Source organism: Rhodobacter sp. (assembly GCA_020637515.1).
GTDB lineage: Bacteria > Pseudomonadota > Alphaproteobacteria > Rhodobacterales > Rhodobacteraceae > Pararhodobacter.
The window spans coordinates 2,382,089-2,405,815 of record JACKKG010000001.1; the positions used below are offsets into that span (position 1 = coordinate 2,382,089).

The 23,727-nt window shown below is 69.5% G+C and carries 21 protein-coding genes; 12 read left to right on the forward strand and 9 right to left on the reverse strand.

The genetic code is table 11. From position 1 onward, the window contains the following. Positions 1–14: 14 nt before the first annotated feature. From H6900_11695 to H6900_11705, 3 genes are all read right to left on the reverse strand, one after another. The gene (locus H6900_11695) at positions 15–590 is read right to left on the reverse strand and encodes a DUF924 domain-containing protein (GenBank protein ID MCC0073940.1); all 576 of its coding nucleotides are present in this window, start codon (positions 588–590) and stop codon (positions 15–17) included. A gap of 64 nt (positions 591–654) precedes the next feature. After that, a complete protein-coding gene (locus H6900_11700; protein ID MCC0073941.1) occupies positions 655–1,896 on the reverse strand; it encodes an MFS transporter in 1,242 nt (413 codons plus the stop codon). 175 nt (positions 1,897–2,071) lie between these two features. Next, positions 2,072–2,449 carry a sulfurtransferase gene (locus tag H6900_11705; GenBank protein MCC0073942.1) on the reverse strand — a complete coding sequence of 126 codons (378 nt, stop codon included), beginning with the start codon at positions 2,447–2,449 and terminating at the stop codon, positions 2,072–2,074. A 229-nt stretch (positions 2,450–2,678) separates the two neighbouring features. On the opposite strand from H6900_11705, the gene uvrA reads away from it, so the two are divergent. After that, the gene (gene uvrA / locus H6900_11710) at positions 2,679–5,543 is read left to right on the forward strand and encodes an excinuclease ABC subunit UvrA (GenBank protein MCC0073943.1); all 2,865 of its coding nucleotides are present in this window, start codon (positions 2,679–2,681) and stop codon (positions 5,541–5,543) included. Positions 5,544–5,662: 119 nt separating this feature from the next. Here uvrA and H6900_11715 read toward each other — a convergent pair whose 3' ends face one another. Then, positions 5,663–7,648 carry an FAD-dependent oxidoreductase gene (locus H6900_11715; GenBank protein MCC0073944.1) on the reverse strand — a complete coding sequence of 662 codons (1,986 nt, stop codon included), beginning with the start codon at positions 7,646–7,648 and terminating at the stop codon, positions 5,663–5,665. A gap of 134 nt (positions 7,649–7,782) precedes the next feature. On the opposite strand from H6900_11715, the gene H6900_11720 reads away from it, so the two are divergent. Then, positions 7,783–8,904: an FAD-dependent monooxygenase gene (locus H6900_11720; GenBank protein ID MCC0073945.1), complete on the forward strand. Its 1,122-nt coding sequence runs from the start codon at positions 7,783–7,785 to the stop codon at positions 8,902–8,904. 252 nt (positions 8,905–9,156) lie between these two features. Here the strand turns inward: H6900_11720 and H6900_11725 are convergent, their stop codons facing one another. Continuing rightward, complete coding sequence (locus H6900_11725; protein MCC0073946.1) at positions 9,157–10,377, reverse strand: acyl-CoA dehydrogenase; 1,221 nt, start codon at positions 10,375–10,377, stop codon at positions 9,157–9,159. A gap of 100 nt (positions 10,378–10,477) precedes the next feature. Between H6900_11725 and H6900_11730 the strand changes: the two genes are divergently transcribed. The 4 genes from H6900_11730 (at position 10,478) to H6900_11745 (ending at position 14,928) form a co-directional block, all read left to right on the forward strand. Next, entirely contained in the window at positions 10,478–11,344 is an 867-nt protein-coding gene (locus H6900_11730; GenBank protein ID MCC0073947.1) for a LysR family transcriptional regulator, read from the forward strand. 160 nt (positions 11,345–11,504) lie between these two features. Continuing rightward, on the forward strand, positions 11,505–12,254 hold the full coding sequence (locus tag H6900_11735; GenBank protein ID MCC0073948.1) for an RNA methyltransferase: 750 nt from the start codon (positions 11,505–11,507) through the stop codon (positions 12,252–12,254). A 47-nt stretch (positions 12,255–12,301) separates the two neighbouring features. Further along, positions 12,302–13,447 carry a COX15/CtaA family protein gene (locus tag H6900_11740; protein MCC0073949.1) on the forward strand — a complete coding sequence of 382 codons (1,146 nt, stop codon included), beginning with the start codon at positions 12,302–12,304 and terminating at the stop codon, positions 13,445–13,447. A gap of 2 nt (positions 13,448–13,449) precedes the next feature. Next, entirely contained in the window at positions 13,450–14,928 is a 1,479-nt protein-coding gene (locus H6900_11745) for a carboxypeptidase M32 (protein MCC0073950.1), read from the forward strand. A 30-nt stretch (positions 14,929–14,958) separates the two neighbouring features. Here H6900_11745 and H6900_11750 read toward each other — a convergent pair whose 3' ends face one another. Continuing rightward, positions 14,959–15,792, reverse strand: a complete 834-nt coding sequence (locus tag H6900_11750; GenBank protein ID MCC0073951.1) for an MBL fold metallo-hydrolase — start codon at positions 15,790–15,792, stop codon at positions 14,959–14,961. 61 nt (positions 15,793–15,853) lie between these two features. Beyond that, positions 15,854–16,507 carry a lysoplasmalogenase gene (locus tag H6900_11755; GenBank protein MCC0073952.1) on the reverse strand — a complete coding sequence of 218 codons (654 nt, stop codon included), beginning with the start codon at positions 16,505–16,507 and terminating at the stop codon, positions 15,854–15,856. A gap of 132 nt (positions 16,508–16,639) precedes the next feature. Here H6900_11755 and H6900_11760 point away from each other — a divergent pair, with 132 nt between their 5' ends. From H6900_11760 to H6900_11770, 3 genes are all read left to right on the forward strand, one after another. Beyond that, positions 16,640–17,710, forward strand: a complete 1,071-nt coding sequence (locus tag H6900_11760) for an FAD-binding oxidoreductase (GenBank protein MCC0073953.1) — start codon at positions 16,640–16,642, stop codon at positions 17,708–17,710. Beyond that, positions 17,710–18,342, forward strand: coding sequence for a DUF938 domain-containing protein (locus H6900_11765; GenBank protein MCC0073954.1), 633 nt, complete (start codon positions 17,710–17,712; stop codon positions 18,340–18,342). The genes H6900_11760 and H6900_11765 overlap by 1 nt, the downstream gene beginning before the upstream one ends. Before the next feature lie 69 nt (positions 18,343–18,411). Further along, entirely contained in the window at positions 18,412–18,747 is a 336-nt protein-coding gene (locus tag H6900_11770) for a carboxymuconolactone decarboxylase family protein (protein ID MCC0073955.1), read from the forward strand. A 9-nt stretch (positions 18,748–18,756) separates the two neighbouring features. On the opposite strand, the gene H6900_11775 is transcribed toward H6900_11770, so the two are convergent. After that, a complete protein-coding gene (locus H6900_11775; GenBank protein MCC0073956.1) occupies positions 18,757–20,562 on the reverse strand; it encodes a phosphogluconate dehydratase in 1,806 nt (601 codons plus the stop codon). A gap of 232 nt (positions 20,563–20,794) precedes the next feature. On the opposite strand from H6900_11775, the gene H6900_11780 reads away from it, so the two are divergent. The 3 genes from H6900_11780 (at position 20,795) to H6900_11790 (ending at position 22,791) form a co-directional block, all read left to right on the forward strand. Further along, positions 20,795–20,953 (forward strand): hypothetical protein, encoded by a 159-nt coding sequence (locus H6900_11780; protein ID MCC0073957.1) that lies wholly within the window; start codon positions 20,795–20,797, stop codon positions 20,951–20,953. Positions 20,954–21,080: 127 nt separating this feature from the next. After that, positions 21,081–22,283, forward strand: coding sequence for a class I SAM-dependent rRNA methyltransferase (locus H6900_11785; GenBank protein ID MCC0073958.1), 1,203 nt, complete (start codon positions 21,081–21,083; stop codon positions 22,281–22,283). Continuing rightward, entirely contained in the window at positions 22,276–22,791 is a 516-nt protein-coding gene (locus tag H6900_11790; GenBank protein MCC0073959.1) for a PIN domain-containing protein, read from the forward strand. The genes H6900_11785 and H6900_11790 overlap by 8 nt, the downstream gene beginning before the upstream one ends. On the opposite strand, the gene hemF is transcribed toward H6900_11790, so the two are convergent. Next, positions 22,792–23,661, reverse strand: coding sequence for an oxygen-dependent coproporphyrinogen oxidase (gene hemF, locus H6900_11795; GenBank protein MCC0073960.1), 870 nt, complete (start codon positions 23,659–23,661; stop codon positions 22,792–22,794). It lies immediately after the preceding gene. Between the last annotated feature and the right edge of the window lie 66 nt (positions 23,662–23,727).

The following is a 23,727-nucleotide window of genomic DNA, read 5'->3' on the forward strand; positions in this document are numbered from 1 at the left end:
CGCAATCAGGCAGTTCAGCCGCCCAGCTCCCGGACGATGGCGCCATAGGCGCCGGACTCGAGAAACGCCCGTTCGGCCGGTGTGTCCTGCCGCCCCAGCGCCGCGTTGCGAAACGGAAAGCGGCCAAAGCGGCGGATCACTTCGCGGTGCGCGCGCGCGTGCAGCAGGTTGTTCTCGGCCTCGGGCATCCGGGCTTTGAACAGGGCGACGCAGCGGTCCTGGTCGATGATCGTTTCCGAATGCATCAGCGGCAGGTAGAAGAACTGCCGCAACGGCGGTTCGATCCCGAGATCGGCCTTTTTCTGCCAGGCAAAGGTTGCGACCTGGCGCGCCAGCGGGTCGGTGGCAAAGGCGCGGCCCTGGTCGCGGAACATGTTGCGCGGGAACTGGTCGGTCAGCAGCAGATAGGCCAGGATCCCGTCCGAGCAGGTCAGCCAGGGGCGCAGGCCACCGGCGTGCGCTTCGGTCCAGTCGCTCAGAAACCGGCGGCGGACCTCGTCGTCGATCTCGGCGCTGCCGGCATACCAGCCGGCCGGGCCCAAATCGTTCCAGTAGCCCAGGATGGCCTCGGCCCGCGCACTGATCGCCATGATTTCCTCCCGTCTTTTCCGTAGCCTGCGCTGATGGAACCGACGGGTCAAGCCCTGTGCGCGCTCAGTGCGGCGGGCTCTCGGTCTCGGACCGTTCGAGCGCGGCCTCGACCGAGATCACCGACGCCGTGGGCGACATCGCCGTATAGGTCCCCGAGGAATCGGGGGTGCTGCGGCGCTGCGTCATCCGCCAGGCGGCATACAGCGCCATCACGCCGAAAATCAGCGCCATGAACAGGAAGAACCCGGCCGGCCCGATCGCGCCCATCATCCAGCCGGTGACGATCGGCCCCGAGATCGCGCCGACCCCGTTGATGAAGATCAGCCCGGCCGAGGCCGCCGCCATGTCGGCGCTGTCCAGATAGTCGTTCACATAGGCCAGCAGCAGGGAATAGAGCGGGTTGGATATCCCCCCCATCAGCGCGCCGACCACGATCAGCAGCCAGAAAGGGGCCTCGGTCACCACCGGGATGGTCAGCACCGCCGTGCCCGCGACGGCCAGCGCCAGGATCAGCTTGCGCCGGTCCATGCGGTCGCTGAACCAGCCGATGGGGAATTGCAGCACCAGCCCGCCGACATAGATCGACGCGACGAAGATCGACAGGTCGCGCACGCTCAGACCGGCCTGCGTGCCCCAGACCGAGGCCATGCCGAACTGGGCCGAAAAGACCCCGCCCAGCAGGAACATGCCGACGCAGCCCAGGGGCGAGGCCTGATAGAGCGCGCGAAAGCTCAGGGGTTTCGTGGTGTCGAACGCCGGCGCCGGCGCGACCGACAGCAGGATCGGCGTAAAGGCCAGCGACACCAGCACCGAGGGGATGACGAACAGGATATAACCCGAGGGGTCGGCCAGGTTCAGAAGGATCTGCGCGGCGATGATCCCGATCATCTGCACGATCAGATACAACGACAGCGCCTGCCCCCGGGTTTCGTTGGTCGAGGCGTTGTTCAGCCAGCTTTCCGAGGTGATGTAGACGCCCGAGAACGAGAACCCGATCAGCACCCGCATCAGCGACCAGGCGATCCAGTGCGGCGCGGCGGCATAGAGGATCAGCACTGCCGAGATCATCGATCCCAGCGCCGCGAACACGCGCACATGGCCAACGCGGCGAATCATCTCGGGCGCCAGGCGCGACCCGAACAGGAAGCCGATGAAATAGCACGACATGACGATGGACATCTGCGTGGTCGAGAAATTCTCGATCGCGCCGCGGATGCCCAGCAGCGTGCCCTGCATCCCGTTGCCCAGCATGAGCAGCATCAGCCCCAGCAGCAGGGCCCAGGTCGAGGCGAGAACTTTCAGCATCCGAGGTCCCTCTGTTCGCGGTAGGGGCCTTTAGCCCTAACACGAATACCTCGCAAGTGGCGACCGAAAGCGGCATTTGGCGGGGGATTCGGTGCCTTCCGGGCGGCGCGGCCCCGGCAAAATAGCAGGCGCCGCGCAAAGGGGTGCGCGGCGCCGGTCGGTCGGGCAGGGGGCGTCAGCGGACGATCTGGCCGCCGCCCTGGGCCCAGGTGTGCAGGTTGCCCAGGTTGTGGACGGCTTCGAACCCGTGCTGGCGCAGGATGCCCGCCGCCCGGCCCGAACGCGCGCCCGAGGCGCAATACAGGTAGATCGCGCTGCCGTCCTTGTGCGCCTTGGCCAGCGCCTTGTCGAAATGCCCCGAGCGCGGGTCGGCGGTCATGTGCAGGCGGCTGAGCGGCAGGTTCAGCGCGCCTTTGGCCTTGCCGGAATGGCGGACCTCGTCCTCTTCGCGGACGTCGATCACCAGCGCGCGCTTTTCGGCGACCGCCTTGACCGCCTCGGCGGGATCGACGGCGGCGCCGGGGCTCATCAGGTTGTTGAAGAAGTTGAACATCGCTTGGGCTCCTCGGGGGAAAGGATGGGATGGGTTCGGGTTGATGCTTCGACGGCTGATATAGCAGGTCCCAAAAAATATTCAAGATGAAGAATATGTTTTTCCGCGCCGCGGCAATTTCCTGTGTGACACGGGCGCGGGTTTCCTGTTTGTTCCGCTTTTCGCATTGGAGACTCGGCTCTTTCCCGCTATGGTGCCGCTCGCACTGGGGCTCGGGCGGGAATTGGGCATGGCGGAACAGAAGTTCATCGAGATCAGGGGCGCGCGCGAGCACAACCTCAAGGGCGTGGACGTCGATATTCCGCGCGATCAACTGGTGGTGATCACGGGGCTGTCCGGTTCGGGCAAGTCCTCGCTCGCGTTCGACACGATCTATGCCGAGGGCCAGCGCCGCTATGTCGAATCGCTTTCGGCCTATGCGCGGCAGTTCCTGGACATGATGCAAAAGCCCGATGTGGACCATATCGCCGGTCTGAGCCCGGCGATTTCCATCGAGCAGAAGACAACCTCGAAGAACCCGCGCTCGACCGTCGGCACGGTGACCGAGATCCACGATTACCTGCGTCTGTTGTTCGCCCGCGCGGGCACGCCCTATTCGCCGGCCACCGGCCTGCCGATCGAGGCGCAGCAGGTGCAGGACATGGTGGACCGCGTGCTGACCCTGCCCGAGGGGACGCGCGCCTATCTGCTGGCGCCGATCGTTCGCGACCGCAAGGGCGAATACAAGAAAGAGATGCTGGAGCTCAGAAAGCAGGGGTTCCAGCGGGTCAAGGTGGACGGTGCGTTCCACGACCTGGACACGCCGCCCGATCTGGACAAGAAATTCCGCCACGACATCGACGTTGTGGTGGACCGGATCGTTGTGCGCCCGGGGATGGAAACGCGGCTTGCCGACAGCTTCCGCACCGCGCTGGACCTGGCCAGCGGCATCGCGATTCTGGAAATGGCCCAGGCAGCCGAGGGCGAAACCCCCGAACGGATCACCTTCAGCGAGAATTTCGCCTGTCCCGTCAGCGGCTTCACCATCCCCGAGATCGAACCGCGCCTGTTCAGCTTCAACGCGCCCTATGGCGCCTGCCCGGCCTGTGACGGGTTGGGGGTCGAATTGTTCTTCGACGAGCGGCTGGTGGTGCCGGATGCGCTGTTGCGGCTCGAGGACGGCGCGATCGCCCCCTGGCGCAAGGGCAAGACACCCTATTTCCTCCAGACCATCGAGGCGCTGGCCAAGCATTACGGCTTTGACGCCAAGAAACCCTGGCGGGATCTGCCCGAGCGGGTGAAGCAGGTTCTGCTGCGCGGCTCGGACGGCGAGGAAATCCCGTTCCGCTACGACGATTCCGGCCGTGTCTATCAGGTGACCCGGGTGTTCGAGGGGGTGATCCCCAACATGGAACGCCGCTGGAAGGAAACCGACAGCGCCTGGGTGCGCGAGGAATTCGAACGCTACCAGAACAACCGCCCCTGTTCGACCTGCGGCGGCGCGCGTCTGAAGCCCGAGGCCCTGGCGGTCCGCATCGGTGGCCAGCACATCAGCCAGGTGTCCGAACTGGCGATCAAGGAGGCCCTGGCCTGGATCGAGGCCGCGTCCGGGCAGTTGAGCGCGCAAAAAGGCCAGATCGCCGCCGCCATTCTGAAGGAAATCCGCGAGCGGCTGGGATTCCTGGTGAACGTGGGGCTGGACTACCTGACGCTCAGCCGCGCGGCGGGCACGCTCTCGGGGGGGGAAAGCCAGCGGATCCGGCTGGCCTCGCAGATCGGCAGCGGGTTGACCGGGGTGCTCTATGTGCTGGACGAACCCTCGATCGGGCTGCACCAGCGCGACAACGACCGGCTGCTGACGACGCTCAGGAACCTGCGCGACCAGGGCAACACCGTGCTGGTGGTCGAACATGACGAGGACGCGATCCGCACCGCCGACTGGGTTCTGGACATCGGTCCCGGCGCGGGGGTGCATGGCGGGCGGGTGGTGTCGCAGGGCACGCCGGCGCAGATCGCCGCCGATCCCGGCAGCCTGACCGGGCAATACCTGTCCGACGCCCGCCGGATCGAGGTTCCGTCCCATCGGCGCGCGGGCAACGGCAAGGCGGTGCGGGTGGTCAAGGCCACCGGCAACAACCTGCGCGAGGTCTCGGTCGATTTCCCGCTGGGGAAATTCGTCTGCGTGACCGGCGTGTCGGGTGGCGGCAAATCGACACTGACCATCGAGACGCTGTTCAAGACGGCCTCGATGCGGCTGAACGGCGCCCGCCAGACGCCCGCGCCCTGCGAGACGGTGCAGGGGTTGCAGCATCTCGACAAGGTGATCGACATCGACCAGCGCGCGATCGGCCGCACGCCACGGTCCAACCCGGCGACCTATACCGGCGCCTTCGGCCCGATCCGCGACTGGTTCGCCGGCCTGCCCGAGGCCAAGGCGCGCGGCTACAAGCCGGGTCGGTTCAGCTTCAACGTCAAGGGCGGGCGCTGCGAGGCCTGCCAGGGCGACGGCGTCCTGAAGATCGAGATGAACTTCCTGCCCGACGTCTATGTGACCTGCGAGACCTGCAAGGGCAGGCGCTACAACCGCGAGACGCTGGAGGTGTTGTTCAAGGGCAAGTCCATCTCGGATGTGCTGGAGATGACGGTGGAGGAGGCGCAGGGATTCTTTGCCGCCGTGCCGTCGATCCGCGAGAAGATGGATGCGCTGATGCAGGTGGGGCTGGGCTATATCAAGGTCGGCCAGCAGGCGACGACTCTGTCGGGCGGCGAGGCGCAGCGCGTGAAATTGTCCAAGGAACTGTCGCGCCGCTCGACCGGGCGGACGCTGTATATCCTGGACGAGCCGACCACCGGGCTGCATTTCGAGGATGTGCGCAAGCTGTTGGAGGTGCTGCACGAACTGGTCGAGCAGGGCAACACCGTGGTGGTGATCGAGCACAATCTCGATGTGGTGAAAACCGCCGACTGGATCATCGACATCGGCCCCGAGGGGGGCGACGGTGGCGGGATGATCGTCGCCGAGGGCACGCCCGAGGACGTGGCGCGCGCCGAGGCCAGCCATACCGGGCACTACCTGGCGCCCTTGCTGAAGCGGCGGACGCGGGCCGCCGAGTAGGGCGGTTCGGACTGGCAACGCCGGGCGGCGGCGGGGGGCCAGCCCCCCACACCCCCCGCTCAGGGGGGATCGCGATCCCCCCTGAGAACCCCTCGCGGCGTAACCGCGCGGGGCCCGTGTCAGGCCAGGTGAAGGGCGGTCTTGCGCCCCTCGTGAAAGGCGAAGGGCGCAAGACGTGGTGCGGCGGCGTCGCCGATCAGCGCCGGCGCCAAATCGGCGAGATCGGCCGAGAGCGGGTCGAAGGCGCGGTTCGTCGTCGCCAGGATCAGCGCCGAGGCCGCGACCGTCTGCGTGCTGCCGTCCAGCAGGTTGACCACCCGCGCCCCGGCGCCGTTGCCCAGCCATTCGCCGATGGCGCTTTCGGTCAGGACGCGCACCCCGAGGCGGGCGAGCCGCGCGCGGGCATAGCCGTCGGCGGCGGTGCGGGTCAGGTCGCGGCCGACATGGGCGTCGGGGGTGACGATGGTCACGCTGTGACCGGCCTCGGCCAGGTGCCAGGCGGTGCCGGTGCCTTTCCAGTGCCCCCCCTCGTCATACACCAGCACGGACGCGCCCAGCCGGGCCTCGCGACGCATCACCGCCTCGGCGGACCAGACCGCGCCGCGTTCGATCCCGGGCAGGGTGTCGAGATGCGGCAACCAGCGTTGGAAGCCGTCCTCGTCGGGAAGCGACCCGGTCGCCAGGATCACCCGGTCGGCGCCGATCGCGCGCACCGCCTCGGCATCGAGAAAGCTGTTCAGGCGGACCTCGACGCCCAGCCGGTCCAACTCGCGTTCGAACCAGGCGATCAGGTCCAGGATCTGCGCCCGGCGCGGCTGCTGCCCGGCCAGCCGGAACTGGCCGCCGAGATGCGGCTGGGCCTCGGCCAGGGTGACCCGGTGGCCGCATTCCGCCGCGACGCGCGCGGCCTCGAGCCCGGCCGGGCCGCCGCCGACGACCAGCACGTGGCGCGGGTCCGCGGCGGGGGTGAAGCGGTCGCCGCCCCATTCCCATTCGCGCCCCGCCGACGGATTGATGAGGCACGAGATCCAGTAGTCGCGCGACCGCCGGCCCCAGCACATCTGGTTGCAACTCAGGCAGGGGCGAACGCGCTCGGCCTGGCCCTGCGCGGTCTTGCGGGCGAGATGGGGGTCGGCGATCTGGCCGCGCACGATGCTGACCAGATCGGCGGCGCCCGACGCGATCACCTGCTCGCCGACATCGGGGGTGCGGATGCCGGCCTCGGCCGTGATCCTTGCGTGCGTCACGATCCGCCGGAGTTGCTCGGTCACGGGCACGGTCAGGGTGTCGGGTTCGGTGAATGGCGGAATGATGCGGCCGAAATCGAGATAGGATCCGGCGCCGCAGGTGACGTAATCGACATGCCCGGTGGCGTCGTGCAGGGCGACGATCTCGCACAGGGCCTCGGCCTGGAGGGCGACGGAATAGGCGGCGTCGTGGCTGATGGCGAGGCCGACGATGAAATCCTCGCCGCAGTCGCGGCGGATCCGGTCGATCAGGAGACGCGAAAAGCGGGTGCGGTTTTCCAGCGATCCGCCCCAGCGATCGGTGCGCCGGTTGGACCAGGGTGACCAGAACTGGTCGATCAGCGAATTGTAGGCGCCCCAGACCTCGACGCCCTGGAACCCGGCGGCCTGCGCGCGGCGGGCGGCCGCGGCATGGGCGTCCAGCAGTTCGAGGATCTCGACCTCGGACATGGCGTGCGAGCCGTCGCTGTCGTGATACGAGGGGCGCCCCGAGGGCGACCAGTGCGGCTGGAAGCTGAGGTCGGAATCGCCGTGCCCGCCAATGTGATAGATCTGCTGGATGATGACCGCGCCTTCGGCCCGGACGGCATCGGTTACGGCACGGAAGGCGGGGATGAGGCTGTCGTCCTCGTGGCGGAAATTGCCGCGCGTCAGCACGCCGGTGCGGTGGGCGGGCACCGGTTCGGCGACGATCATCGCCGCGCCGCCCAGCGCCCGTTCGCGCAGGTATTCGCGATACTGCGGCCCCGGCAGCCCGTCCCGGGCCATGTTCGCGGTATGCGCGCCAAACACGATGCGGTTGCGCAGGGTCTCGCCGCGCAGGGACAGCGGCGACAGCAGATGGGCATGGGGGCGCAAGACGGGACTCCGGGTTGGTTTCGGCCAGTCTGGTGCCGAGGTCCCCCGGGGGCAAGAATGGAAACGGCCATTGACGGATGATTTCCGACATGGTCTATAGTGGGCAAACTGTTCATAATTGGAGGGATGGGTCGATGTTGAACGCCTTGATCTGCGGCGGCGGGGTCGGTGGCATGGCGACGGCCATCGCCCTGGGCCGCATGGGTCACAAGGTGACCGTGTTCGAACAGGCCAGGCAGTTCGGCCGGGTCGGGGCGGACGTGAACCTGACGCCCAACGCGGTGCACGCGCTGGACCGCCTGGGCGTGGGCGAGTCGCTGCGCGCGAACGCGGCGCGCCCGACGCACCGGATCAGCAAGACCTGGGACACGGGCGCGGAAACCTCGCGCCTGCCGATGAGCGCCGCGGCCGAGGACCGCTACGGCGCGCCGCAACTGACGATCCACCGCGCCGACCTGCTGGCGGCGCTGGAGGCGGCGCTGCCCGCCGGCGTGCTGCGGTTCGGCGCCCCGGTGGCCGAGGTCGGCCAGACCGAGACGGGCGCCTGGGTCCGGCTGGCGGACGGCACCACGCACGAGGGCGACGTGGTGATCGGGGCGGACGGCATCCATTCGCGCGTGCGGGCGGCGCTGTTCGGACCGGACGATCCGAAATTCACCGGCCTGGTCAGTTGGCGCGGCGTGTTCGACCGCGCGAAAGGGGCAGGGATCCCCGACCTCGACGCCTTTACCAAATGGTGGGGCCCGACCGCCGATCGCCAGATCGTCACCTTCCCGCTGACCCATGGCAAGGAGATCTTCATCTTTGCCACCCACAAGCAGGACGATTGGGCCGAGGAAGGCTGGACGCTGCCCGGCGATGTCGCCGAGCTGCGCGGCCATTACGCGGATTTCCATCCCCATGCGCGCGCGCTGCTCGATGCCTGCGACAGCGTGACCCGCTCGGCGCTGCATGTGCGCGAACCGATGGCGGCCTGGTCCCGGGGGCGGATCACCATCCTGGGCGACGCGGCGCATCCGATGGTGCCCTTCATGGCGCAGGGCGCCTGCATGGCAATCGAGGACGCGGTGGTGCTGGCGCGCGCGCTGGAAACGGCGGACAGCGCCGGAGTCGCGGCGGCGCTGGCGCGCTACGAGGCGGCACGTATCCCGCGCACGGCCGAGGTGCAGCGGTCGTCCCTGGCCAACGAGTGGTTGAAGAGCCAGGGCAATGCCGACTGGGTCTATGGCTATCAGGCCTGGACGACGCCCGTCTGAGCGAGGCGGCGGGGGGCCAGCCCCCCGCACCCCCCGCCAAAGGGGGTTTTCCACCCCCTTTGGATACCCCCGAGGATATTTCCGGCACAAAGAAGGGCGCGCGCCGACCTTGGGGCGATTGCGGGGCGCTGTCGTGGTCCGCGTCGTTTTCGGGCGTCGAACGGGAGCGCACGCGGGACCCGGACGGGGCGGGCGCGGCATCGCCATCAAAGACTCCGGGCGGCGCGAAGGGCGGCCGCCCGGTGCCGCGTCTCAGAAGAACGCTTGCAGTCCGGTCTGGGCGCGGCCCAGGATCAGCGCGTGAACGTCATGCGTGCCCTCGTAGGTGTTCACGGTTTCCAGGTTCACCATGTGGCGGATGACCTGGAACTCCTCGGAGATGCCGTTGCCGCCGTGCATGTCGCGGGCAACACGGGCGATATCCAGCGCCTTGCCGCAGTTGTTGCGCTTGATGAGGCTGATCATCTCGGGCGCGGCCTGGGCCTGATCCATCAGGCGGCCGACCTGAAGCGCGGCTTGCAGGCCCAGCGTGATCTCGGTCTGCATGTCGGCCAGTTTCTTCTGGTAGAGCTGCGTGCCGGCCAGCGGCTTGTCGAACTGCTTGCGATCGAGCCCATACTGGCGCGCCGCGTGCCAGCAGAATTCGGCCGAGCCCATCACGCCCCAGGCGATGCCGTAGCGCGCCCGGTTGAGGCAGCCGAACGGGCCCTTCAGCCCCTCGACATGGGGCAGCAGCGCGTCGTCGCCGACCTCGACCCCGTCCATCACGATTTCCCCCGTGGTCGAGGCGCGCAGGCTCAGCTTGCCCTCGATCTTGGGCGCGCTGAGGCCCTTCATGCCCTTCTCCAGCACGAAGCCCCGGATGCGCCCGCCGTGCGCGTCGGATTTCGCCCAGACGACGAAGACATCGGCGAAGGGCGCGTTCGAGATCCACATCTTGGTGCCGGTCAGCCGGTAGCCGGTCGCGGTCTTTTCGGCGCGCGTCTTCATCCCGGCCGGGTCCGAGCCCGCGTCGGGTTCGGTCAGGCCGAAACAGCCGATGAACGCGCCCGAGGCCAGTTTGGGCAGGTATTTGCGCCGCTGGTCCTCGGATCCGTAGGCATAGATCGGATACATCACCAGCGAGGATTGCACCGACATCATCGAGCGATAGCCCGAATCCACGCGCTCGATCTCGCGGGCGACCAGGCCATAGGTCACGTAGCCCGCGCCAAGGCCGCCGTATTCCTCGGGGATGGTGGTGCCGAGAAGCCCGGCCTCGCCCATCAGGCGGAACACCGAGGGGTCGGAGACCTCGTCGCGGTAGGCGGCGATGACGCGCGGTTGCAGCACCGATTGGGCGAATTCCCGGGCCGCGTCGCGCAGCATCCGCTCGTCTTCGCTGAGCTGGCTGTCGAGGCGCAGCGCGTCGTCCCACTGGAAGCGCGAGAGGTCTGGCGCGTCCTTGGGTTTCAGCACGGGTCGGTCGGTCATCGGATCCTCCATCGGGGTTTTCGGGGGTGTGCGGCAAATACCATGCGACACGCGCGCGAAAAACGGATATTTCGGCATTGATCCATGAGGAAATGGAATAATGCAGCGACGCCTTCTGCCCAATATCCCCGCGCTTCTGGCGATCGACGCCGTCGCCCGCACCGGCAGCTTCACGGCCGCCGCGCGGGATCTGAGCCTGACGCAGGGCGCGGTCTCGCGGCAGGTGGCGCAGCTCGAAGGGCAGTTGGGCGTCGCGCTGGTGCGGCGCGGCGCGCGGGCGGCGACGCTGACCGAGGCGGGTGCCGCCTATGCACGGCGCGCGCGGGCGGCGCTGGACCTGCTGGGCCAGGGCGCGATGGAGGCCCTGGGCCAGGCGCCCGAGCGTGGGTTGAAGCTGGCGATCCTGCCGACTTTTGGCACCCGGTGGCTGATGCCGCGAATCCCGCGCTTCGTGCGCCGGCACCCAGAGGTGACGCTGCATTTCGCGACACGCATCGGGCGCTTTGACCTGGTCGCGGAAGGGGTGGACGCCGCCATCCATTCCGGCCGGGGCGACTGGCCGGGGGCGCGGCTGACGCTGCTGATGGAGGAGCGCGTGATGCCGGTTGCAGCCCCCGGGGCGGCGGGTGTCGCGGGTGCGCCCCTGCTGGCGCTGAACTCGCGCCCCACGGGCTGGGCGGACTGGTGGGGGCTGACCGGGCGGGCGGGCGGCGCGCCGGCGCCGGCGATGCGCTTCGAGCAGGTCTCGACCCTGGCGCAGGCGGCGGCGGCGGGGATGGGCGTGGCCTTGATGCCGGGATTCCTGATCCGGCCCGAACTGGAGAGCGGCGCGCTGGTCCCCCTGGGCGAGGAGGTCCCGTCGGGGTATGGCTATTACTTTGTCGAGCCCGAGGGGCGGGTGAAGCCGGCGGTGGCCCAGTTTCGCGACTGGATCGTCACCGAGACCGACCGCGACGTGGTGGTGTAGCGCGGGCGCCGGGGGGCTGCCGCCCCCCGGACCCCCCGCCTCAAGGGGGTTTTCCACCCCCTTGAGAATCCCCGGGAGGATATTTGCGGCACAAAGACGCGCACGGGGGTTGTGATCTGGCCCGGCCGCGTTCTATGCGGGCGGGCGAAAGGGGATTGTCATGCGCGCCTTGTCTTCCGACCTCGGGGCTTCGCCTCTGATCGTGCTGACCCGTCCGCAGATGGGCGAGAACATCGGCGCGGCGGCGCGGGCGATGTTGAATTTCGGGCTGGAGCACATGCGGCTGGTGGCGCCGCGCGACGGTTGGCCCAATCCGGCCGCGGTGGCGATGGCCTCGGGCGCGTCGCCGGTGCTGGAGAATGCGGGCGTGTTCGCCGACGTGGCGGCGGCGGTGGCGGATTGCGACTATGTCTATGCCACCACGGCGCGCGCGCGTGGTCTGGTGAAGCCCGTCCTCACCCCGGAAACCGCGATGGCCGAGGCGCGCGCGATGGTGGCCGCCGGAAAGCGCGTGGCGGTTCTGTTCGGGCCAGAGCGCGCGGGGCTGGAGAACGAGGACGTGGCGCAGGCCAATGCCATCGTCACGATCCCCGTCAACCCGGGGTTCTATTCGCTCAACCTGGCGCAGGGCGTCCTGTTGACGGCCTATGAATGGATGCGCCAGGGAACCGACGCCCCCGGGGCGCGGCTGGAACTGGCCGGCACCGATCTGGCCAGCGCCGTCGAGATCGAGAAACTGGGCGATCATTTCGAGGAAAAGCTCGACGCCGCCCGGTTCTTCTTTCCGCCGGAAAAGGCGCCGGGGATGAAGCTGAACCTGCGCAACATGCTGAGACGCTGGGGCATGACGCGCAGCGAGGTCCAGACCCTGCACGGGATCTTGCGGCAACTGGTGCGCGGGCGCCCTTGAAGCCCCCGCAGCCGCGCAATAGCTTGGCGCGAAACGAGGAGAGGCGCATGGCCAAACGGGCAATATTCGAGGACACCGCGGCGCCAGCGGCGCAACCGGCCCCGCGTGGCGCCGGGATCGAGGGGCCTCGGGGCGCGCGCAGGGCGATCCGGGTCTGGCTGTGGCTTATGTTCGCCATGGTGGTGGCGATGATCGCCGTCGGCGGGCTGACGCGCTTGACGGATTCGGGCCTGTCGATCACCGAATGGCGGCCGATCACCGGCGCCCTGCCGCCGATGACCCAGGCCGACTGGCAGGCGGAATTCGATCTCTATCAGCGCATCGACCAGTTCCACCTGCTGAACGCCGGCATGACGCTGGACCAGTTCAAGGCGATCTACTGGTGGGAGTGGTCGCACCGCCAGTTGGGGCGGGCGATCGGGCTGGTCTGGTTCCTGGGCTACGCCTGGTTCTGGTTGCGCCGCCAGATCCCCGCGGGCTGGGCGGGGCGGCTGGCGCTGCCGGGCGTGCTGGGGGGCGTTCAGGGGGCCATCGGCTGGTGGATGGTATCCTCGGGCATCACGCAGGGCGAGGGCACCGTCGCGGTCGCCAGTTACCGGCTGGCGACGCATCTGGGGCTGGCCTTTGTCATCCTGGGCGTGCTGGCGTGGTATGCGCTGCTTCTGGGGCGCAGCGAGGCGGCGCTGCTGAAGGCCCGGCGCGGGCGCGAGGGGCGGCTGTTCTCGCTGGCCACCGGATTGATGCATTTCGCCTTTCTCCAGATCCTGCTGGGGGCGCTGGTGGCCGGTATCGACGCCGGGCGCGGGTATACCGACTGGCCCTGGATGGCGGGCGGGGTCCTGCCTCCGGGCATGTGGGACCTGAGCCCGGTGTGGCGGAACCTCTTTGAAAACGACGGCACGGTGCAGTTCATTCACCGCCTGTCGGGCTATCTGCTGGTGATCTTCGGTGTGATCGTCTGGAACCGGGGCCGGCGCAGCGCCTATGGCGCGACGCGCGCCGCGTTCCACATGGTGCTGGCCGGGCTTGCGGCGCAGGTCACGCTGGGCATCGTCACCGTGATGCAGGGCGCGCCGGTGTCCCTGGGCATCAGCCATCAGGTGATGGCCGTCATCTTGTGGGTGCTGATCGTGCGCGCCCGCTATCTGGCCCAGTATCCGCTAGGCGGCACGATCCGGGGGACCGCCGCATGACCTTGCAGCACAACAGCGCGTGGACCGCGCTTCTTGCGCATGAGCGCACGAGCTGGGCGCTGGCGCAGGTCGCCGGTCGGCTGGGCTGGGACCAGGAAACGCTGATGCCGCGCGGTGCCGCCGCCCAGCGGGCCGAGGAACTGGCGGCGATGGAAAGCGTCCTGCACGCGCGGCGCACCGATCCGCGGCTGGGGGAATGGCTGGAGGCGGCCGAGGCCCCCGATCCGACCGGCGCGGCGATCTTGCGCCATGCGCGGCGCAGCTACGAGCGCAACACCCGCGTGCCGGCGGACCTGGCGGCGGAAATCGCGCGCGTCACCTCGATGGCGCAGGGGATCTGGGCCGAGGCCCGCGCCCAAGACGATGTCGCGCATTTCCTGCCGACGCTGGCCCGGGTGATCGCCTTGAGGCGCGAGGAAGCGGCGGCGCTGGCGCAAGGCGGCGATCTCTATGACGCGCTGTTGTCGGACTATGAGCCGGGCACCTCGGGCGACGAGATCGCGGCGATGTTTGCGCGGATGCGGCTGCGTCTGGTGGCCTTGCGCGAACGCCTGCTGGGCGCCACGAGACAGCCCGCGCCCCTGACCGGCCGTTTCGATCCCGAGGGGCAGATGCGGCTCAGCCGCACGCTGGCCGAGGTTTTCGGCTACGATTTCGGCCACGGGCGGCTGGATCTGGCGGTGCATCCGTTCAGCTCGGGTTCGGGTGCGGATGTGCGGATCACGACGCGGGTGAACCCGGCGGATCCGTTCAACTGTTTCTACTCGACCGTGCACGAGGTCGGTCATGCCTGCTATGAGCTGGGCATCGATCCGGCCTATCACTACACCCCGCTGGCCGAGGGGGTGTCGATGGGGGTGCACGAAAGCCAAAGCCGCATCTATGAGAACCAGCTTGGCCGCTCGCGCGCCTTCACCGGCTGGTTGCACGGCCGGATGGAGGCCGAGTTCGGCCCCCTGGGGCTGGACCCCGAGGGGTTCTACGGCGCCGTGAACCGGGTGCAGCCCGGCTTCATCCGCACCGAGGCCGACGAGGTGCATTACAACCTGCACATCATGATGCGCTTCGATCTGGAACGCGCGCTGATCGCGGGCGACCTGCAAGCGGCCGATCTGGAATCCGCCTGGAACGCGCGCTTCCAGCACGATTTCGGCGTGGCGGTGGACCGCCCGTCGCATGGCCTGTTGCAGGATGTGCATTGGTCGATCGGGCTGTTCGGGTATTTCCCGACCTACAGCCTGGGCAATGTCTATGCCGGTTGCCTGATGAAGGCCCTGCGCGCCGACCTGCCCGACATCGACCTGGCCCTGGCCGAGGGGCGGCCCACGGTGGCCACCGCCTGGCTGCACGACAAGGTGCAGCGCCACGGCGGGCTTTACGAGCCGCGCGAAACCATCGCGCGGGCCTGCGGCTTTGCGCCGACGGAAGAGCCGCTGCTCGACTACCTCGAAGCCAAATTCGCCGGGATCTACGATCTCTGAGGGCGGGGGCCGTCAGGCCCCCGCAGCGCGTTACGGCCGTTCCAGCCGGTAGCCGTCGCCGTCGCGCACGGCGACGTGGAACGCCGGTCGCAGGTAATGCCCTCCGGTGAACAGCGCGCCGTCGGTCGCCAGTTCGTCGAGCAAACGCTTGCGGGTCGCGCGCGCGGTGTCCATGTCCAGGTCAAAGGCGATGGCGATGTTCGGGTCCGCCGCCTGCAACACCGGCGCGTGGATGATGTCGCCGCCGTGAATCAGGTGCCCGTCGCCGCTGCTCAGCCGCCAGCCGCTGTGCCCGGGCGTGTGGCCCGCCAGCGGCATCGCCGTCAGGCCGGGGGCGATCGGGTCCTCGGGTCCGATCAGGCGCAGCCGGTCGCCATAGGCGGCCAGCACCGCGCGCGCCAGCGCCGCCCAGTCGGGCAGCGGGTCGGGCATCGCGCCGGTCGCGGCTTCGTCGGCCCAGAACGCCTGTTCGGCGCGGGTCACGACCAGTTCCGCGTTGGGGAACACCGCCGCGCCCTGGGGCGTGATCATGCCGGCGATGTGATCGGGATGCAGATGCGTGGCAAAGAGCGTGTCCACCTGCACGGGGTCCAGGCCGGCCTCGGCCATCGCCTGGGGCAGGAAGCCGCAGGTCGGCCCGAACAGGTCGCGCGGCCCCGCGTCGCACAGCACGGTGCGCCCGGCCTCGCGGATCAGCACCGCGTTGAAGTTGGTCGCGATACTGGCGGCGTGCTGGCGGCGCATCAGGGCGGCGATGTGGTCGGGCAGGGTGCCCGGGAACAATTCGGTGCCGAAATCGATGCCGCCATCGGTCAGGATGGTCACCTCGGCCGCACCGACGGTGCGGGTGGCGATACGGGTCATGCGCGTCCTCCCTTGGGTTGTGGGCAAAAGCTAGCACGCCGCGCGCCGAGGGCAACCGCGCTCAGCAGCAGAGCGCGCCCAGCAGGATCAGCAACTGTCCCCCCCAGTAGAGCGGCCACAGCACCTGTGCCGCCAGCCGGCGCGCATAGGCGTCCGTGGCGACGAACAGTCCCAGCGCCAGCACCAGGTCCGAGGCCACGAACAGCGTGACCCCCAACTGGATCATGCCGACGCCGGGACCGTCGGCCATGCCCGCCGCCGTCAACGCCATCGCCCCGATGACCAGCGTATAGCCGCGCACCGGCCAGGCCAGCACGCCCGCGCGGGGCGCGATCCAGCGCAGCGTCACCCCGCCCAGGACCAGCATCGCCGCCAGCGCCACCCACAGCGTGACCGGCAACGCCCCGGTGTGCGCCCAGCCGCCCGAGAACCCCCAGGCATAGGCCAGATGCCCCAGCGCAAAGGCCGCCATGCCGGCCAGAAAGGCCGGCGTGCCCGGGCGTGACAGCGCGAAATCGCCCGCCGCCCCCAGAACCAGCCCGGCGATCGCCCAGTCCGGCGCGCCCGAAAGCCAGCCGGCCAGCGCCAGCAGCGCGGTGGCCAGGGTCTTTGTCACGCTGGGCATCAGCCCGGTCCGGGACCGCCCGCTGTGCAGCAGTCCATAGGCCAACGCGGCCAGCGTGGCGACGGCCAGGACATAGAGGGCCAGACTCACCCAAGGCTCCTTTGTTGCGGCGGCAACAGTAGGCCGGTTGCGCCATTATGCAAGGGGCGCTTGCGGCTTGCATCCGGCGCGCGTCAATGCCACCCATCGGCACGGGCCCCGCCATCGGACGACGGAGGAAACATGCTGGATTTCGTGATCATTGGCGGCGGTGTCGCCGGCCTCTCGGCGGCGGCGGCGCTGGCGCCCGGTGCCCGCGTGCTGGTGCTGGAAGCCGAGGAGACGCTGGGCTATCACGCCTCGGGGCGGTCGGCCGCGCTGTACGAGGCCGATTACGGCGCCCCGGCCACGGTGGCGCTTGCACGCGCCAGCGAGGCCGGGCTCAGGGCGCAGGGGGTGCTGTCGCCGCGCGGCCTGATGCTGGTGGGCAAGGCCGACGAGGCACGGGATTTCGCGCGTGAGGCCGAGGCGCTGTGCCTGTCCCCGTTGACCCCGGCCGAGGCCATCGCGCGCGTGCCGATCCTGAACCCGGCGACCCTGGCGTTCGCCGCCGCGACCGAGACCGCGCAGGATATCGACACCGATCGCCTGATGCAGGGGTATGCCCGGGCGATCCGCGCGGCGGGCGGCGTGATTCGCACCGCTGCGCCGGTGACCGCCATCGTGCGCGACGGGAAAGGCTGGCGGGTGACCGCCGGCGGGATCGAGGTCGCCGCCGCGCGGCTGGTCAACGCCGCCGGGGCCTGGGCCGACCGGATCGCCGTGATGGCCGGCCTGCCGCCGATCGGCATCCAGCCGCTGCGCCGGTCGATCGCGCAACTGCCCGCACCGCCCGGGCTGGCGGTGATGGGCTGGCCGATGATCTTTGCCGTGGCCGAACGCTGGTATCTGAAACCGCAGGCCGGCAAGCTGCTGGTCTCGCCCGGCGAGGAAGACCCCGCCGAGCCGCACGATGCCTGGGCCGACGACATGGTCCTGGCCGAGGGGCTGGCGCGTTACGAAGAGATGGTGACCGCGCCCGTGACGCGGGTCGAAACCTCCTGGGCGGGGCTGCGCAGCTTTGCCCCCGACCGGGCGCTGGTGCTGGGTCCCGATCCGCTGGTGCCCGAATTCCTGTGGTGCGCGGGACAGGGCGGGCAGGGGTTCCTGTCCGCGCCCGCCGCGGCCGCGGTGCTGGCGGAAACCGCTGGGGGGCCGCCCTCGGGCCAGCCCGACTCCGTCCTGCGCGCCCTGTCGCCGGCGCGGTTCCGCTGATGCGCCGCCCCGCCCAACCCGATTCCTGGAGCCGCGCCGAAGGCGACCGCCGCGTGTCCCCCTCGGCCGAACGCAACATCGCGCCGATCGCGCAGGTTCTCGCGTCGGTGCTGCCACCCTCGGGGCGGGTCCTGGAACTGGCCAGCGGTTCGGGCCAGCACGTCGCCGCCTATGCACGCCGCTGGCCGGGGCTGATCTGGCAGCCCTCGGACGCGAACGCGGCGAATTTCGCCTCGGTCCGGGCGTGGGGGGCGGGGCTGCCCAACCTGCGCGACCCGGTGCTGCTGGATGCCTGCGCCCCGGGCTGGGGCCGCGGCGATGCCGACGCGCTGTTGCTTGCCAACCTGTTGCACCTGATTTCCACGCCCGAGGCCCGGACCCTGCTGGACGAGGCCGCCAAATCGCTGGTGCCGGGCGGGGTGTTTGCCCTTTATGGTCCGTTCCGCCGCGACGGCCGGCTGGTGACCGAAGGCGACGTGGCCTTTGACGCGCGCCTCAGAGGCGAGGATCCCGCGATCGGCTACAAGGATATCGCCTGGGTGCAGGACCACCTGGCCGCCGCCGGCCTGCACCGCGTGTCGCTGACCGAGATGCCCGCGGGAAACCTCATGCTGGTCACGCGCCGCGATTGACCTGAATCAAGGATTCGGGTTTTCCCCCGTGGCATTCGGGGGACAGCCATATTCGCAAAGGGGAATATCATGGACGCCAAGGCCGATCTCGCCGCGATCAAGGATCGCTCGCGCGCCCTCATCAAGGCGGTCAACGCGCCGATGAAGGGCTTCGGTCAGCTCAGCGCCGCGGTCAAGGAACCGGGCGCGTTGAGCACCAAGGAAAAGGAATACATCGCCGTCGGCATTGCCGTGGTGCAGGGCTGCGACGATTGCGTGGCGTTCCACATCGACGTGCTGATGAAGCTGGGCGCCACGCGCGAGGAATTCGCCGAAGTGCTGGCGATGTGCCTGCAAATGGGCGGCGGCCCGGTCGTGATGAACGCCGGACGCGCGCTCGAGGTCTGGGATCAACTGGCGGCCTGAAGCGGCGCGTCAGAACAGGATCGAGGCCCCCTCGGTCGCGTCGCCCGCGCCCTGACGCAGCCGGGCGAACAGATCGCGCCCCGTGCCCCAGTCGTTGGCCGACAGATCGGCGGTGACGGGGGCGCGGGCGTCGAACCCTTCGGCCAGCACGTCAAGCCGGCCGTTCACCGCATCGAGCCGCACCAGGTCGCCGTCGCGCAGCCGCGCGAGCGGGCCACCGGCGGCGGCCTCGGGGGCGACATGGATCGCCGCCGGAACCTTGCCCGACGCGCCGGACATGCGCCCGTCGGTCACCAGCGCCACCTTCAGCCCGCGGTCCTGCAACACCGACAGCACGGGCGTCAGCGCGTGCAGTTCGGGCATCCCGTTGGCGCGCGGTCCCTGAAAGCGCACGACGACCACCGTATCCGCGGTGAACGCGCCGGCTTGAAACGCCGCCTTCACCGCTTGCTGATCGCTGAAAATGCGCGCGGGCGCTTCGATGACATGACGCTCAGGCGCCACGGCCGAGGTCTTGATGACCCCGGTGCCCAGGTTGCCGCGCAACTGCGTCAACCCGCCGGTCGGCTGGAAAGGGTCGCGCACCGGGCGTAGAATCCGGTCGTTCAAACTGTCGCGGGGCCCCTCGACCCAGGTCAGCGCGCCGTCGATCAGCCGGGGTTCGCGCGTGTAGTGGCGCAGGCCCGTGCCGGCGACGGTTTCGACATCCTCATGCAGCAACCCGGCGTCCAGCAGGTCGCCCACCAGGCACGCCAGGCCACCGGCGGCGTGGAAATGGTTCACGTCGGCCAGCCCGTTCGGATAGACCTTGGCGATCAGCGGCACGGCCTGCGCCACGGCGGCGAAATCCTCGAGGTCAAGCTGTATCCCGGCGACCCGCGCCATGGCCGGCAGGTGCAGCACCAGATTGGTCGAACCGCCCGTCGCCATCAACCCGACCAGCCCGTTCACAAAGGCCTTTTCGGTCAGGATGTGCCCCGCCGGCCGCCAGTCGTCGCCCAGGCGCGTGATCGCCGCCGCGCGGGTCACGGCGGCCTCGGTCAGGGCGTCGCGCAGGCCGGTGCCCGGGTTTACAAAGGCCGCGCCGGGCAGCATCAGGCCCATGATCTCCAGAAGCATCTGGTTGGTGTTCGCGGTGCCGAAAAAGGTGCAGGTGCCCGGGCCGTGATAGCTGGCCATCTCGGCCGCCATGAGATCGGCGCGGCTGGCCTGACCCGTGGCATGAGCCTGCCGGACGCGGGCCTTTTCGTCGTTCGGCAGGCCCGAGGTCATCGGCCCGGCCGGCACGAAGATTGCCGGCACATGGCCGAAACTCGCCGCCGCCATCACCAGACCCGGGACGATCTTGTCGCAAACGCCCAGCCACAGCGCGGAATCGAAGCAGTCGTGGCTCATCGCGACCGCCGCCGCCAGCGCGATCGTGTCGCGCGACATCAGCGACAGTTCCATCCCCGCGCGCCCCTGCGTGACACCGTCGCACATCGCCGGAACCCCTCCCGCCACCTGGGCCGTGGCGCCGGCGGCCCGCGCGGCGCGACGAATCAGGTCGGGGTAGGTTTCGAACGGCTGATGCGCGCTGAGCATGTCGTTATAGGCCGTGACGATACCGATATTGGGTTGCCGCCCGAGGGCCAGCGCGGCCTGATCCGGGCCCATCGCCGCATAGGCATGGGCCGCGTTCGAGCAGGACAGATGCGCGCGTGCCGGTCCGGTATCGGCCGCCCGGCGCAACCGCTCCAGATAGGCGGCCCGGCTTTGGCGCGAGCGGGCCGCGATGCGGTCGGTGACGGCACGAATACGAGGGTCGAGGGGCATGGCAGGCCTGATCGAAAACGGCGGGGATCGCCGAGGAATAGTTGGTTATCGCTAACGGCGCAAGCGCCGCGCCCCCGGGGCGTTCCCGGACCTGGCAGGGCAGAGCCTTGCAGTCAGCGCAGGGCGGAAATGCTGCGATGGCACTGGTGCCTTGCTGCAACGCGGCATAATTTCGGCGCATGAGGATCGGCCCCGTCAGGCCGAACGAACCAGAACGACAAGGACGACCGACATGACCCCGCAAATGACCATTCCCTCCAGCATGGACCTGCTGGAAATCGAACGCAACGCCCGCGCGATGCAGGCCCGCATGATGGCCGACGGCGTGCGCGCCGCCTGGCGCTTTGTCGTTGCGCGGTTCGCCCGTTCGGGCGCGGCCCAGCACGCCTGACCCGCGCTTTTCCGCGCGCCTGATTGCCGCCCCGCCCGGACCCTCCGGTGCGGGGCGGTGTCGCTTTGGCCTTCCGCCGCGCGGCGCGCTTCGGTATGGGAAAGCAACCCCCGACAGGAGCCCCGCGATGACCTCGACCCCCTACAGCCGCCCCGTGGTCCGCTTGCGCCCCAAGGCCGAGGCCCGCGCCATCCGCCACGGGTTCCCCTGGGTCTATGCCGACGAGTTGGTGCTGGACCGGCGCACCAGCGCGCTGGAACCGGGCGCGCTGGCGGTTCTGGAGGATGCCGAGCGGCGCGTGATGGGGCTGGTCACGGTCAACCCGAAATCCAGGATCGTCGCCCGGATGCTGGATCGCGACGCCGAGGCGACGCTCGATGCCGCCTGGTTCGAGGTCCGGCTGACCCGCGCGCAGGCGCTGCGCACGCGGCTCTATGACGCGCCCTTCTACCGGCTGATCCATGCCGAGGCCGACGGCTTTCCCGGTGTCGTCATCGACCGATTCGGCGACGCCGCGGTGATCCAGCCCAACGCCGCCTGGGCCGAGGCGAATCTGGACACCCTGGTTGCGGCGCTGCAACGGGTGACGGGGGTTCGCACGGTCATCAAGAACGGATCGGGCCGCGCGCGCGCGCTCGAAGGTCTGAGCGAGGAAACGCAGGTGCTGACCGGGGCCGTCGCCGGGCCGGTGGCGGTGCCGATGAACGGCGCGGTCTACATGGCCGACCTCACCGGCGGGCAGAAGACCGGCCTGTTCTACGACCAGCGCGACAACCACGCCTTTGCCGCGCGTCTGGCGCGCGGGGGCCGGGTGCTGGATGTGTTCAGCCATGTCGGCGGGTTCGGTCTGGCGGCGTTGGCGGCGGGGGCGGTCAGCGCGCTGGCGGTCGATGGATCGGAACCGGCGCTGGCGCTGGCCGAGCAGGGCGCGGCCGCGATGGGCGCCGCCGACCGCTTTGCAACGCGCCAGTCCGATGCGTTCGAGGCGCTCGAGGCGCTGGCGGCGGAAAACGCGGTGTTCGATCTGGTGATCTGCGATCCGCCCGCCTTTGCGCCGCACCGTCAGGCGCTGGACGCGGGCCTGAGGGCGTATGAGCGCATCGCCCGCATGGCCGCGCAGGTGGTCGCGCCGGGCGGTTTCCTGGTGCTGTGCTCGTGTTCGCACGCCGCCGATCTGGCGCAGTTCCGCGCCGCCTGCACGCGCGGCATCGGCAAGGGCGGGCGACAGGGGCAGCTTCTGCACACGGGGTTCGCCGGGCCGGATCACCCGATGCTGCCGCAACTGGCGGAAAGCGGCTATCTGAAAGCCTTGGCGTATCGGCTTGACTAGGGTCTTTCTGGACACCTGCGTGCTGTTTCCGCCGATCCTGCGCGACCTGGTTCTGGGCCTGGCGGACAGGGGGCTGTTTACCCCGCTCTGGTCGGCGGGGGTGGCGGCGGAATGGCTGCATGTCACCGCGCGCAAGGGCGAGAGCGGCGCGGCGCAGGCGCTGGCGCGGATGCAGGCCCGCTGGCCGGGGTCCGAGTGCCCGCCCGGCGCGCCCGCGCTTCTGGATCTGCCCGATGCCGCCGACCGCCATGTGCTGGCGGCAGCCATCGCCGGAGGGGCCGCGGTGCTGCTGACCCAGAACCTGCGCGATTTTCCCCGCCGGGCGCTGGCACCTCACGCGATCCGCGCGGTCTCGCCCGACGCCTTCACCATGGACCTGTGGCTGGCCGCCAACGCGCCGGTCGAAACCGAGGTGGCGCGCGTCTGGCCGGGGCTGACCGGCCCCGATCTGCGCAAGGCGCTGAAGAAGGCAGGGCTTCCCCGGCTGGGACGCGCGCTGGAACGCTGATCAGACCCATTTCGCCAGCGGCGGCAGGCTCATCAGAACCGCATCCGCGTTGTGCCCCGTCTCCAGCCCGAATTTCGTGCCCCGGTCGTAGACCAGGTTGTATTCGGCATAAAGCCCGCGATGGATCAGTTGCGCGTCGCGGTCGGCCTCGGTCCAGGGCTGCGCGCGGCGCTTTTCGCACAAGGGGGCAAAGGCGGGCAGAAAGGCCTCGCCCACGGCGCGCGTAAAGGCAAAGTCCGCCGCCCAGTCGCCGGTGTTCAGGTCGTCATAGAAGATGCCGCCGACACCCCGCGCGCGGCCCCGGTGCGGGACAAAGAAATACTCGTCCGCCCAGGTCTTGAACCGGGGGTAATAGCTGGCGTCGTGCGCATCGCAGGCGCGTTGCATGGCGGCGTGGAAATGCGCGGTGTCCTCGGCGTATTCCAGGCAAGGGTTCAGGTCGGCGCCGCCGCCGAACCACCAGGCGCCCGGGGTCCAGAACATCCGCGTGTTCATGTGCACCGCCGGGCAATGGGGGTTGCGCATATGCGCGACCAGGCTGATGCCCGAGGCCCAGAAACGCGGGTCGTCGGTCATGCCGGGGACGCCACGCGCCGCCATCGCCTTTTGCGCGCGCTCACCCAGCGTGCCATGCACCGCCGACCAGTTCACGCCGACCTTTTCGAACAGCCGCCCGCCGCGCATCACGCTCATGATGCCGCCCCCGCCCGCGCCGCTGTCGCGCTCGGTCGGCGTGACCTCGAACCGGCCGGCGGGCAGGTCGCTGTCGGTGCTGTCCTCCAGCGCCTCAAAGGCGGCGGTGATGGTGTCGCGCAGGCTGCGGAACCAGTCCGCGGCCTGGGTCTTGCGGGTGTCGAAAGCGTCGGTCATGCGCGTCTCCCTCTCTGCCGGTGTTCTAGCAACAGGGCGCGGGGAAAGGCCAGTGCGCGCAATGCC